General features: G+C 60.9%; 12 protein-coding genes. 4 read left to right on the forward strand and 8 right to left on the reverse strand.

All coding sequences use genetic code 11. From position 1 onward, the window contains the following. Nucleotides 1–47: 47 nt before the first annotated feature. Both AC07VO_RS05980 and AC07VO_RS05985 read right to left on the reverse strand, forming a co-directional pair. The gene (locus AC07VO_RS05980; RefSeq protein ID WP_111454555.1) at nt 48–1445 is read right to left on the reverse strand and encodes a NarK family nitrate/nitrite MFS transporter; all 1398 of its coding nucleotides are present in this window, start codon (nt 1443–1445) and stop codon (nt 48–50) included. Next, nucleotides 1423–2727, reverse strand: a complete 1305-nt coding sequence (locus AC07VO_RS05985) for an MFS transporter (RefSeq protein ID WP_018927808.1) — start codon at nt 2725–2727, stop codon at nt 1423–1425. Before AC07VO_RS05985 ends, AC07VO_RS05980 begins: the two co-directional genes overlap by 23 nt. A gap of 303 nt (nt 2728–3030) precedes the next feature. On the opposite strand from AC07VO_RS05985, the gene AC07VO_RS05990 reads away from it, so the two are divergent. From AC07VO_RS05990 to AC07VO_RS06005, 4 genes are all read left to right on the forward strand, one after another. Continuing rightward, entirely contained in the window at nt 3031–4833 is a 1803-nt protein-coding gene (locus tag AC07VO_RS05990) for a HAMP domain-containing protein (protein ID WP_018927807.1), read from the forward strand. Continuing rightward, nucleotides 4830–5477, forward strand: coding sequence for a two-component system response regulator NarL (gene narL / locus AC07VO_RS05995; protein ID WP_192351181.1), 648 nt, complete (start codon nt 4830–4832; stop codon nt 5475–5477). Before AC07VO_RS05990 ends, narL begins: the two co-directional genes overlap by 4 nt. A gap of 86 nt (nt 5478–5563) precedes the next feature. Further along, nucleotides 5564–6238, forward strand: a complete 675-nt coding sequence (locus AC07VO_RS06000) for a Crp/Fnr family transcriptional regulator (RefSeq protein ID WP_192351179.1) — start codon at nt 5564–5566, stop codon at nt 6236–6238. 74 nt (nt 6239–6312) lie between these two features. Next, complete coding sequence (locus AC07VO_RS06005) at nt 6313–6699, forward strand: putative zinc-binding protein (RefSeq protein ID WP_064617227.1); 387 nt, start codon at nt 6313–6315, stop codon at nt 6697–6699. 313 nt (nt 6700–7012) lie between these two features. Here AC07VO_RS06005 and ubiT read toward each other — a convergent pair whose 3' ends face one another. From ubiT to pdxH, 6 genes are all read right to left on the reverse strand, one after another. Further along, nucleotides 7013–7483, reverse strand: a complete 471-nt coding sequence (gene ubiT, locus AC07VO_RS06010; RefSeq protein ID WP_019649068.1) for a ubiquinone anaerobic biosynthesis accessory factor UbiT — start codon at nt 7481–7483, stop codon at nt 7013–7015. After that, complete coding sequence (locus AC07VO_RS06015; RefSeq protein ID WP_018927802.1) at nt 7477–8367, reverse strand: U32 family peptidase; 891 nt, start codon at nt 8365–8367, stop codon at nt 7477–7479. The genes ubiT and AC07VO_RS06015 overlap by 7 nt, the downstream gene beginning before the upstream one ends. 10 nt (nt 8368–8377) lie before the next feature. Then, nucleotides 8378–9373 carry a ubiquinone anaerobic biosynthesis protein UbiU gene (ubiU, locus tag AC07VO_RS06020; RefSeq protein WP_018927801.1) on the reverse strand — a complete coding sequence of 332 codons (996 nt, stop codon included), beginning with the start codon at nt 9371–9373 and terminating at the stop codon, nt 8378–8380. Nucleotides 9374–9587: 214 nt separating this feature from the next. Then, the gene (locus tag AC07VO_RS06025) at nt 9588–10823 is read right to left on the reverse strand and encodes a molybdopterin molybdotransferase MoeA (RefSeq protein WP_192351175.1); all 1236 of its coding nucleotides are present in this window, start codon (nt 10821–10823) and stop codon (nt 9588–9590) included. Then, nucleotides 10820–11374: a molybdenum cofactor biosynthesis protein B gene (gene moaB / locus AC07VO_RS06030; RefSeq protein WP_018927799.1), complete on the reverse strand. Its 555-nt coding sequence runs from the start codon at nt 11372–11374 to the stop codon at nt 10820–10822. The genes AC07VO_RS06025 and moaB overlap by 4 nt, the downstream gene beginning before the upstream one ends. Before the next feature lie 162 nt (nt 11375–11536). Next, nucleotides 11537–12184, reverse strand: coding sequence for a pyridoxamine 5'-phosphate oxidase (pdxH, locus tag AC07VO_RS06035; RefSeq protein WP_192351174.1), 648 nt, complete (start codon nt 12182–12184; stop codon nt 11537–11539). Nucleotides 12185–12261: the final 77 nt, after the last annotated feature.

Consider the following 12261-nt stretch of genomic DNA (forward strand, 5'->3'; position numbering starts at 1 on the left):
TGCGGGGTTCTGTGCCCCGCCCACGCAATGGTTGGATTCAGGTCGTCTCAGCAGGGTGTCGCGGCGCCTTTGCGCGCGTACCACCACCAGGTCACCACGATGCAGCTCAGGTAAAAAACGACGAACATGTAGAAGGCCATCTCAGGGCCGCCGGTCTGGGCCATCGAAGTGCCGAAGGATTTGGGAATGAAGAACGCACCGAAGGCGCCCATGGCCGAACTGAAGCCCAGGACGGCGGCCGATTCCTTGCCGGCATCCTTGAGCGCCTGTTCACGCACGGCTGGCGATTTCCCGGCCGAGGCTTTTTCGTGCTGCGTGCGGAAGATCACCGGGATCATCCGGAAGGTGGAGCCGTTGCCCACGCCAGTGGTGATGAACAGCAGCATGAACAAGCCGAGGAAGCCGTAGAAGCTGCCGCCCGCGCCGTTCTGCGGCAAGAAGTGCATCACGCCGAAGACCATCGCGATCATCGCCACGAAGTTCCACAGGGTCACTTTCGCGCCACCGAGCTTGTCCGCCAGCCAGCCACCCAATGGCCGCACCAGAGCGCCAACCAGTGGGCCGAGGAAGGCGAATTTCAAGGCAATGACATCCGGAAAGGAGGTTTTGATCAGCAGCGGAAACGCGGCGGAAAAGCCGATGAACGAACCGAAGGTCGCCAGGTACAACCAGCACATCAGCCAGTTGTGCTTGCGCTTGAAGATCACCGCCTGTTCGCTGAACGAGGCCCGGGCGCTGGACAGGTCATTCATGCCGAACCAGGCCAACACTGTCACCAGGACGATAAATGGCACCCAGATGAACCCGGCGTTCTGCAGCCACAACTGACCGCCGTCCGGCAACGCTTGCGGCGAGCCACCCATGAAGCCGAACACACCGAAGGTAATCACCAGCGGCACGCAGAACTGCATCACCGAGACGCCCAGGTTGCCCAGTCCGGCGTTGAGGCCCAGAGCTGTGCCCTGTTGGGACTTGGGATAGAAGAAGCTGATGTTGGACATGCTCGAGGCGAAGTTGCCGCCACCGAAACCGCAGAGCAAGGCAATCACTACGAACACGCTGTATGAGGTGCTCGGGTCCTGCACGGCGAAGCCCATCCAGATCGATGGCAACAGCAGCGACGCGGTGCTCAGGGCAGTCCAGCGCCGGCCGCCGAAGATCGGCACCATAAAGGAATAGAAGACCCGCAAGGTCGCACCGGACAGCCCCGGCAATGCCGCCAGCCAAAACAGTTGGTCGGTGGTGAAGCTGAAGCCGATGGCGTTCAAGCGCACAATCACCGTGCTCCAGACCATCCACACCGCAAAGGCCAACAACAGCGCAGGAATGGAAATCCACAAGTTGCGAGTGGCGGTCTGTTTGCCGCTACTTCCCCAGAACGCGGGGTCCTCGGGGCGCCAGTCATGAATGACCGGGCCTTTGTCAGGCGTTTGCAGAACGGACATGTTCTTCTCCTTGGGCAATGCTGGAAATCGGGGACGGGATCAGCAGCGGCTCTTTACCAAGCACCGGGCTTTTGCGTATTTCGCTGAAGTACATCCAGGTGAGGGAGACCCAGACCACGCCGTACATCAACATGAAGCAGGAAGAGCGCACGCCGGTGAGGTCCACCAGGGCGCCGAACAGGATCGGCAGCACGAAACCGCCCAGGCCACCCGCCAGGCCAACGATGCCGGACACCGCGCCCATGTTTTTCGGGTATTCATTGGCGATGTATTTGAAAACCGAGGCCTTGCCGAATGCGAAGGCGATGCCCATGACGAACAGCAGCACGGTGAACAACGCGGGGCTCAGGCCAATGTGGAAATCCAGCGGGCCGTCGATGGTCTGCACTTGCAGTTGGGTCTGGGGATACGAGAGCAGGAACAGGCAGATCCAGCTGACCCACAACACCCACCAGGTCACGCTTTGCGCCCCCCAGCGATCCGACATCCAACCGCCGACGGCACGCAGTACGCCGCCGGGCAGGGAAAAACAGGCCGCCAGCAGCGCCGCGCTTTGCAAGCTGAAACCGTATTCCTGCACGTAGTACTTGGTCATCCACAGTGCCAGGGCAACGTAGCCGCCGAAGACGATCGAGTAGTACTGGCAGTAGCGCCACACCGCAGGATCCTTCAGCGAGCGCAGTTGCTCACGCAAGCTGGCGCCCGTGGCACTACGATGGCCCTTGTTTTCTGAGGTCAGGAACCAGAACAGCAGCGCAGTGATAAACAAGATCGCACTGAAGACTTTCGGCACCAGCTGCCAGCTGCCGGCGGCGATCAGCGCCGGGGCCAGGAACTTGGTCACCGCCGACCCGGCGTTACCGGCACCGAAGATGCCCATGGCGAAGCCCTGGTTCTCCTTGTCGAACCATTTGGCGACGTAGGCAATCCCAACGGAAAACGAGCCACCGGCCAGGCCGACGAACAAACCCAGTACCAGGAACTGCCAGTAGGCGGTGGCGTGACTGATCAAGTACAGCGGCGTGACGCAAGTCAGCATCAGCAGGAAAAACACGCTGCGCCCGCCAAATCGGTCGGTCAGCAACCCCAGCGGCAAACGCACCAGCGAGCCGGTCAGCACCGGGGTCGCGGCCAGCAGGCCGAATTGGGTTTCGTTGAGCTGGAGCAATTCCTTGATCGGCACGCCGAGCACGGCAAACATCATCCAGACCATGAAGCACACAGTGAAGGCCAGCGTGCTCATGCCCAGCACCAAGCCTTGTCGTACACGCGGTTGGGTCACAATGCTCTCCCGTCAATTAGCCATGGCGGCAGACTAGAGAGGCAAACCCCGCAAAAACTTGACCCAAGTCAACGATGCCCATGTGAGCCTAAGCCTATGCTTAGCCCGCCTACCTCCAAGGAGGTAGTGCTAGAAAACCTTGAAAACCTTTATTTATCAGCTTGTTAAGGGTTTCAACCCACGCTTTTGCCGACAAGGAACTGTCGACAACTCTTTAGAGGTAGCTCGCCCAGGAACGGCGGCAAAACCCCACGCTGGAACGTGCATGCTCTGTTTTCTTATCGCTTTCCCGGACCTGCGCCGATGATCCGCTGGTTGCGCAGCTCCCTGCCCGCTCGCGCCGGGCTGGCGGTGATCCTGATCGCCGTGCTGGCGCTCGCCAGTTCATTGAGCGCCGGGCTGATCGCCTGGTTCAGCCAGGGCGATGCCGCTGCCATCAACACCGCAGGCTCGGTGCGCATGGAGACCTATCACCTGAGCTGGAAACTCGCCGCTGGCGTCGCCGACGAAGAAATCACCACCATCATCGACAGCCTGCAAAACCGCTTGGACAGCCACTCTCTCAAAGCGGTACTGGAAGATGGCCCGACCACCGCATTGCAACTCAGTTATGGGCAAATCCAGCAACACTGGAATGAGGATTTGCGTCCGGCACTGGAGCGCGGCGATGCGGCGGCCTTTCAGGCCCAGGCGCAGTCCTTCGTTGAGCAACTGAACCAGTTCGTCGATCTGTTACAGCGCCAAAGCGAACAAAAGCAAGGCTGGCAACAGGCGATCCAGGGCCTGGCCCTGTTCACCACCATGATCGTCCTGCTGCTCGGGCTCTACGAACTGCAGTACGGCGTCGTTACCCCTTTGAAGGAGTTGGTGGATGCAACCCAGCGCTTTCGTCGCGGCGACTTCAAGGTGCGGGTCAACCATCAGTCCGAGGATGAGCTGGGCCAGTTGGCCATGAGTTTCAACACCATGGCCGAGACGATCGAAGAGTCGCATCGCACCCTGGAAAGTCAGGTCCGGCAAAAAACCCTGAACCTGCAACAAGCCAATGCCGCCCTGGAGCTTCTGTATCAAAGCAGCCGAAGCCTGGCCACACGCCTGGCCAATGCCGAAGGCCTGGATGAGTTGATTCGGCGCTTCCAGCAACGCCTGCCCGGCTTGCGCCTGTCGCTGTGCCTGCAGGGACAGTTGCAGGCACCGGCCCAGCAGTTGCTCGCCCTGCATGGCGCAAACATCCGGGAAGTCTGCGCCAGTAGCGACTGCGCCACGTGCCAGCGACACCCTAAAACCAACCCGCAAATCTTCAGCATCAGCAACCAGGGCAGTGAACTGGGGGAACTCAAGGCGCACTTTGTCGACGGGCACCCCATGCAAGCCTGGGAAACCCAACTGATCCAGGCCCTGGCCAATCTGATCGGCACCTCGCTCTCGCTCAAGCGTCAACGGGAACAGGATCATCGCCTGCTACTGCTCGAAGAACGCACGATCATCGCCCGCGAGCTGCACGATTCACTGGCCCAGGCCCTGTCCTACATGAAGCTGCAAGTCAGCCGCATGCAAACCCTGATGCGCCGGGGCGAACCGGTCCAGACCCTGGAAACCGTCACCAGCGAATTGCGCGAGGGACTGAACAATGCCTATCGCCAGTTGCGCGAGTTGCTGACCACGTTTCGCTTGCAGATTCACGACGCGGGACTGGTACAGGAACTCAAGGACACGGCCGAGGAGTTTTCCCGTCGCGGAGAATTCCAGGTGCACCTGCACGTCGACACGCTGGCCTTTCAACTATCGGCCAGCGAACAAATCCACATTTTGCAGATCACCCGCGAGGCACTCTCCAACTGCCTGCGCCACGCCCATGCGCAAAACGCCTGGCTGCAACTGCGCCAGGATGGCGAGACCGTCAGGTTGTCGGTCGAAGACGACGGGCGTGGGTTCAGTGGCAACGTCGACCAGCGCGAACACCACGGCCTGAACATCATGGATGAGCGGGCTCGCAGCTTGCGCGGCCAACTGCAGATATTTTCCAGGGAGCCCCAAGGCACCCGTGTCCAACTGGAATTCCACCCGGAGTTTCTCGGGCAGCAAACAGAAGGTAGCGCCACATGACCCCGTCCCCACAACACAAAATCCTGCTGGTAGACGATCACCCGATGATGCGTCACGGCATTCGCCAGATGCTCGAACTCGAAGATGACTTCCTGATCATCGGCGAAGCCAGCCAGGGTGAAGAAGCACTCAGTCTGATTGAGCCGCTTCAACCGGACCTGGTTTTGCTCGACAACAACATGCCGCAAATGAATGGCATCGAAACCCTGCGCCGACTACGAGCCATGCACTACACCGGCAAAGTCCTGCTGTTTACGGTGTCGGACGCCGAAGACGACATTCGCGATGCACTGCGCCTGGATGCCGACGGCTATCTGCTCAAAGACATGGAGCCCGAACTGTTGATTCAGTACATCCGCGATGCCCTGAACGGCGCGCTGGTGATCAGCCCGGGACTGACCCAAGTCATGGCGCAAGCACTGCGTGCTCCTGCGCGTCAGGCCGTGGTGGAACTGACCGAGCGTGAGCGTCAGGTGCTGAAAACCATCGCCAGCGGCTTCAGCAACAAGGTCATCGGGCACAAGCTGGGCATCACCGAAGGCACGGTCAAGGTTCACGTCAAAAACCTGTTGCACAAACTCGGCTTGCGCTCACGAGTAGAGGCGGCGGTGTGGGCCATGGAACATCTGCGCAACGCCGGCTGAAGGGTATTCCTCTTTGGAGGTAGGCCTGCAGAGGCATAGGTCATCAAGCCTGCGCTCTCTACTATGGTCGTCAGCGGAGGTACGCCATGCTGACTCACCCTTCCATCGTTTTAACGTTGCGCCGTCATCATCTGTTCAGCCAACTGCCGGAGAAAGTCTTCGAGGAAGTCTGCGGCCTGGCCATGCTCAAACGCCTGAGTTGTCACAGTACGCTCATGCATCAAGGGGATCCGGCCAGGCGTTTTTTCCTGCTGGTCAGCGGCCAGGTCAAGTTGTACCGGCTCACCGGCGAAGGCCAGGAGAACCTGGTGGAGATCATTCAGCCCGGCCAGACTTTTGCCGAAGCCTTGCTGTTCAGCCAGGCTCGTCTGTATCCGGTGAGCGCCACCGCGCTGAAGGACAGCGTGCTGGTGAGCATCGACGGCAACCATTACCGCAATGCCCTGGAGGACCAGCCAAAAGTCTGCCTGGCCATCCTGGCGAGCATGAGTGTGCACCTGCACCTGCGTCTGCGCGATATCGATACCTTGACCATGGCCAGTGCGAGCCGTCGGGTGATCAATTTCCTGTTCCAGGAACGCCACCCGGTGACCGGCCAGATTGTCTTGCAGATGTCCAAACGCCTGGTGGCGTCGAAGCTGGGAATTCAGCCGGAAACCTTTTCGCGGATACTGCATCGCCTGGTGGAAAGCGGCCTGATTGCCATGGAGCGACGCCACATCAGCATCCTCGCTGAAGAGGAACTGGCCGCTTTCCAATAGCCGGAATTGACCGTCATCAAGGTACCCATCCACACCTCTTGCACACTGACAGAGCCCATCCACGGAGAGTGCAAATGCCCCGTTCAACCCTGCCTTTGGTTTACTCCTGCTCAGGCTGCTCCAACGTCGCCCAACTGGCCAACACCCTGGCCGTGCGCCTGGATCGCAGTGGTCTCGCTGAAATGTCCTGCATCGTTGGTGTCGGCGGGCATGTGGCAGCGCTGGTCAACAAAGCGCGCTCGGGGCGCCGGATCTTCGCGCTGGACGGCTGCCCGCTGCAATGCGTCGAGAACTGCCTCAAGCAACATGGCCTGCACGCGGACGTGCACCTGATCCTCAGCCACTACGGGCTGCGCAAACGCTATGGCGAGGACTGCACGCTGGCGCAGAGTGATGAGTTGTTTGAAGGGATCAGGCAGTTGATTGCCAGTGATGCCCGACAGCACGGAAGCCGCCAGTAAACGATTAATGCTGTTCACTTAAGCAATTTCAGCCGCGACGCATTCCTTGTAGCAGCTGCCGAAGGCTGCGTTCGGCGGCGAAGCCGTCGTCAAACCAGTGATTGCGGCGTGTCAGGCAGACCGCACTAGCCGGATTCACGACGGCTTCGCCGCCGAACGCAGCCTCGCAGGCTCGACAGCTGCTACAGATCGCATTACGGCTTAAGTGAACAGCATTACAGTAAACGATGGCCTGAGGGCCAACGAAAATCCAACTGTGGGAGCGGCGGTGCGACGATTCAACCTGCTCGCTCCCACATTTAATCTACGTTGCTCATCCCGCCGCCAAGCCCTTCCCCGCCCGCTCCAGATTGCGCCACAACCACACGGGCAGAACATCGGGATCAAGGCTGTCAATCAGGTTCTTCAGCGCCAGCCCCAGTTCGGTATCACCCTCGATGACCAGCCGCCGGCGAAAGAACAACGTGTCGGGATCTTCCTGACGGCTGGCCAGCAATAAAAATTCGCGCCAGTTACCGCTGATGGTCACGTTCGCCGTAGCGTGCTCGGCAATCCGCAAGCCCTGACGACTGAGCGTCAGGTACCAGGACAAACCCAGGTCCGGAATCCGCAAGCACAGCCAGCGCCCGCGCAGCACTTCGAACTCGCCCTCGCGCAATGGCTCGGCGAGGCAGCGATTCAGCGCCTGCTGCAACGCCAGGCGCTGCACGGCAAAAGGCACCCGGCGCACCAGTGGCAACAACCGGTCGGCGCCTTTCAACAGCCACTTCTTTCGATTCAGCACAGGCCAACCTCCTCGACGCGCAGCATGCCGGCCTGACCATGCCAATAGCCATTGCAACCTTCGACGAACAGCGGCGGTGTTTCGCCCAAACGAACCCGTTGATAGGCCGCGATCACTTCGTCCATGCCCTGAGCACGAGGGCTCAAGCGCAACAGATCGGCACCACAGGCCACCAGTCCGGCGTAATCGGCCAGCAGGTTGGTCACCTCGGCCGACATCGTTTGAATACCGTTAAGGGTAAACAGTGGTTGCCCCTCCTGGCTGGTCAGCGCCAGGCCATCGGGGTAGTTGATGCAGCAGAACCGGCAGTCGTCCTTGGGCCGGTTTTCTGCACGGGCAGTGAAGCAGCGGGCGGAATAGGCCAACGGCAGATGCCCATAGGCGAAGATTTCAACTTCCGGCACTGCACGGCCCAGCTCGCGCACTTGCCCGATCACGTCGCTGATCAGCGTCGCCGAACACTCCACGGGCGGCACCCAGCGAGTCATTCCGCTGTCGAGTAATTGTGCCAATGAGTGGCCGTTGTACAGATTGAGCGCCGGGCCGCCCACGAAAGGTAACTTGCGCTCGGCCAGGAAATGCACCGCGCCCATGTCGTTGGCCTCCACCAACAACTCGCCGTTGTCGCACAGCCGGCGCAGGCTGGAGAGTTCGGAGGCAGCCTCGATCAGCGTCAGGCTGGAAAGCACCAACTGTGCCTGGCTGCATTCCTGTAACTCGCGCCCCAGCCCCAGCCATTGATCCAGGGAAAAGGCCCGGCGTTTGGAGCACACGGTTTCCCCCAGATAAATCACGTCCAGGGGCAAGGTCGACATGTCGGCGTAAAAGTTGCTGAGTTGCTCTTTGTCCCAATAAAACAGGACCGGTCCCAGGCTGAGCTTCATGTCGCGTCCCTCATTGCCATGATCGATGATAAGCGCCCAGGGTGGTCTGGCTGCCTTCGGACAAACCGGCCAGCACCTGACGCCATTCTTCCTTGACCCGAAAACTGCCGGGCGCGCCACGGTGAGCATCCAATGCCGCGCGCCAGACCCGGGTGACTTGTTCGACATACGCCGGGCTGCGTTGGCGGCCCTCGATTTTCACCGCTTCGACGCCAATGGCCGTCAATTCCGGGAGCAAGTCCAGGGTGTCGAGGCTGGTGGGCTCCTCCAGCGCATGAAAGCGTTTGCCATCGACCAGAAAACGGCCTTTGCACAAGGTCGGGTAACCGGCCGATTCGTCAGGGGTGTAGCGATCGATCAGCACTTCGCTGAGGCGCGCGCTCAAGCCTTCGGCGTCCTCGCTCCAACGCACGGCTTTGGCTGGCGAACAGACACCGCACAGGTTCGGCGACTCACCGGTAATGTAGGAAGACAGGTGGCAACGCCCTTCGGCCATGATGCACAAGCTGCCGAAGCCAAAAACTTCGATGGGCACCGAGCTGCTGGCGGCGACTTGACGTACCTGCGCCAACGACAACACCCGTGGCAATACCGCGCGACGAATGCCGTAGCGCTGCGCATAAAATTCCAGCGCCGCGGCATGGGTTGCCGACCCCTGAACCGACAGATGCAGGGCCAATTGCGGGTGACGCTGACTGGCATAGTCGAGCACCCCGGGGTCGGCGGCGATCAGCGCATCGACGCCGAAATCGGCGGCACGATCCACCGCCCGTTGCCAGCGCTCCCAACCCTTGGGTTGTGGGTACGTGTTGACCGCGACGTAGAGTTTGCGTTGATGTTGGCGGATGTGGGCGACGGCGGCGTCGAACTGTTTGTCGTCCATGTTCAACCCCGCGAAATGCCGGGCATTGGTGTCATCGCGAAAGCCGACATACACGGCATCGGCGCCTTGGCGCACCGCCGCTTTAAGCGCAGGCAGATTCCCTGCCGGGCAGACCAGTTGCATGGGTAATCCTCATCAAAAAGCGCAGTCCGGAGCCTGATCAGCCATGGTTGGAATGCGCTTGTGGCGAGCGAGCTTGCTCCGGGCGGCATTCCGACGCTGGACTGCGCAGCAGGCCTGAATAACAGGGCCGCTTCGCGACCCAGCGGGAGCAAGCTCCCTCGCCACACAGTCTAGCCAGACCGGCAGGCACAGCCTTGACGGCAATCAATTGCCATCACTGCATCAGGTCGGCGAAGGACAGGAACATCACGTTGTCGTGCTTGAGCACTTGCTGCTCGCACTCGATCACCGCCAGCCCGTCGGCCCAGCACGCGGCGGTCAACATGGCCGAGCTTTGCTGAGGGTGCAGTTCCACACTCAACTGGCCATCGGCACCGGGAATCAACCTGGCCCGCAGGTATTGTCGACGCTTGTTACGCTGCAACCAGTCGAACCCGGCGGGTACAGCCAACGGCACTGGCAGCACGTCAGTCACGCCCTGGGCCCGGAGCAGGAACGGACGCACCACCACCAACGCGGTAATCAGCGCCCCTGACGGGTTTCCCGGCATACCGATCCACGGTTTACCGGCCACTTCGCCATAGGCCAATGGCTTACCCGGCTGGATGGCCAGCCGCCAGAAATCCACACTGCCCAGTTCCTCGATGGCCTGTTTGAGGTGATCTTCCTCGCCGACCGACACGCCACCGGAGCTCAACAGCAAGTCGCATTCCGAAGACGCCAGGCTCAAGGCATGCCGGCTGGCCACCAACTCATCGGCCATGACGCCATAGTCATGCACCTCGACGCCCCAGCCGCGCAACAACGCAGCAAGGCAATACCGGTTGCTGTTGTAGATCTGCCCCGGTGCCAAGGAATCGCCCGGCTCGCGCAGTTCATTACCGCTGCTGAGCAGGCACACTTGCAACGGCCTATAGACCTCGACCCGGGCGATCCCGGCGCCGGCCAGCAACCCCAGTTCTTGTGCGCGCAGGCGTTTGCCAGCCTTGAGCAGCAGATGCCCGCGGCGAACTTCCTCCCCTTCCTTGCGCACGTGATCGCCAACGGCTACGGGCGGGAACCAGACTCGCTCGCCTTCGACCCGGCAGCGCTCTTGCGGCACGACGGTATCGGCACCCGGTGGCAATGGCGCGCCGGTAAAGATCTGCACCGTTTGCTGCGCAAGCAAGGGCGAGCGCGCCTGATCCCCCGCCGCAATTCGCCCGCCAATCGTCAAACAGCCACCTTCCGCTGGCAGGTCACCAGCCCTGAGGGCATACCCGTCCATGGCACTGTTGTCCCAGGCCGGCAGGTTCACCGGGCAATGAATGTCCACCGCCAGTACCCGCCCCATGGCTTGGTCCAGACGGACCATTTGCGCCAGGGGCGGTGGCGGCGCCTGGTCGAGCAGACGGCTGATGGCCTCGTCCACGGGCATCAGGTTGCCGAGGTCGCACACCCGGCCGCTCATGAGCGTGTCTCGCAGGCGTCGATGACCCGCTGTGCTTGCGCTTTCAAATGCGGGGCGAAGTTACACGGGCCGGTGCGACTGTCCAGTTGCTCGAGCAGAATCTTGTTCCAGGCAGTCCGGCAGGCACCCGGCGAGCCAGGAACGCAGCACACCAGTACACCGTTACTCATCCCGGCCAGTGCCCGGGACTGCAGACTGGACATGCCAATCTCCTCCAGCGACACCTGGCGGAACAATTCGCCGAAGCCTTCCACATGTTTGTCCAGTAGTGGCAGCACCGCTTGCGGTGTGTTGTCACGAGCGGTGAAACCGGTGCCGCCAGTCATCAATATGACTTGCACCCGGGGGTCGGCGATCCACTGGGAGACCGTTGCGCGGATCTGATAAATGTCGTCCTTGACCAGGCCACGATCGATCAGCACATGCCCGGCCGTTTGCAGCAAATCCGCCAGGGTCTGTCCTGAAGTGTCGGTGTCAAAGGTGCGCGTATCGCTGATGGTCAGCACGGCAATGTTCAGGGGTTCGAAACTGCGTTGCGTCAGATGGGCCATATCCAGGCTTTCCCGTAGATGAGGGTATGGCCCAAAGCCTGAACCGGAATAGCGAATGAGCCTATTCCTCCAAGGAGGTACCTCGTCGGGGTCTATGGATTAATGGGGGACTCAAGCCCGTAGCAGCTGCCGCAGGCTGCTACGGGGGAACTTACTCGTCGCTCAAGGCGCCAAGCGGCGCCGTAGCCATGCACCATCTCGCAACCGGTAATCGAGACGGTCATGCAAGCGGTCGGCACGGCCCTGCCAGAACTCCAGACGTTCAGGGTGCAGGCAGTAGCCACCCCAATGCTCGGGACGCGAAACGGTCTGGCCAACGAAGCGCTTGATGGTCTGCGCCAACATCGACTCCAGCGCAGCACGACTGGCCAACGGACGGCTTTGCGGTGAAGCCCAGGCGCCCAGGCGACTAGCCATCGAGCGGGAATCGAAGTATGCATCCGAGAGTTGCGGGTCGAGCCTGGACACCCGGCCTTCGATGCGCACTTGACGCTCCAGCCCCGGCCAGAAAAACGTCATGGCGGCATAGGGATTGGCGGCCAGTTGCCGCCCCTTGTCGCTCTGATAATTGCCGAAAAAAGTAAAACCTTCATCGCTCAAGCCTTTGAGCAACAGCACACGGCAGTGCGGCCGCCCTTCATCATCGACCGTCGCCAGCACCATGCTATTGGCCTCGACAGGTGCGCACTCGGTGTCGCGGGCCTGTTGCAGCCATTGCCGGAACATCGCCAGTGGATCGTCCAGCGCTGCCTCATCTTGCAGGCCATTAAGGGTGTAGTTACGGCGCATTTGGGCCAGGGACAGGGGCATGACGGTGATCTCCGGAAGGTTTTGCGCAGTGTGCGAGGCACTGCGCGATACCACCTTGACCGCCATCAACACCGAGC

It is taken from the genome of Pseudomonas sp. GW821-FHT03E01, from assembly GCF_059420765.1.

Excerpts from the sequence above, each read along its gene's own strand:
- AC07VO_RS05980 (WP_111454555.1), bottom strand. The coding sequence starts at position 1,445 with ATGTCCGTTCTGCAAACGCCTGACAAAGGCCCGGTCATTCATGACTGG.
- AC07VO_RS05990 (WP_018927807.1), top strand. The coding sequence starts at position 3,031 with ATGATCCGCTGGTTGCGCAGCTCCCTGCCCGCTCGCGCCGGGCTGGCG.
- narL (WP_192351181.1), top strand. The coding sequence starts at position 4,830 with ATGACCCCGTCCCCACAACACAAAATCCTGCTGGTAGACGATCACCCG.
- AC07VO_RS06000 (WP_192351179.1), top strand. The coding sequence starts at position 5,564 with ATGCTGACTCACCCTTCCATCGTTTTAACGTTGCGCCGTCATCATCTG.
- AC07VO_RS06005 (WP_064617227.1), top strand. The coding sequence starts at position 6,313 with ATGCCCCGTTCAACCCTGCCTTTGGTTTACTCCTGCTCAGGCTGCTCC.
- AC07VO_RS06015 (WP_018927802.1), bottom strand. The coding sequence starts at position 8,367 with ATGAAGCTCAGCCTGGGACCGGTCCTGTTTTATTGGGACAAAGAGCAA.
- ubiU (WP_018927801.1), bottom strand. The coding sequence starts at position 9,373 with ATGCAACTGGTCTGCCCGGCAGGGAATCTGCCTGCGCTTAAAGCGGCG.
- AC07VO_RS06025 (WP_192351175.1), bottom strand. The coding sequence starts at position 10,823 with ATGAGCGGCCGGGTGTGCGACCTCGGCAACCTGATGCCCGTGGACGAG.
- moaB (WP_018927799.1), bottom strand. The coding sequence starts at position 11,374 with ATGGCCCATCTGACGCAACGCAGTTTCGAACCCCTGAACATTGCCGTG.
- pdxH (WP_192351174.1), bottom strand. The coding sequence starts at position 12,184 with ATGCCCCTGTCCCTGGCCCAAATGCGCCGTAACTACACCCTTAATGGC.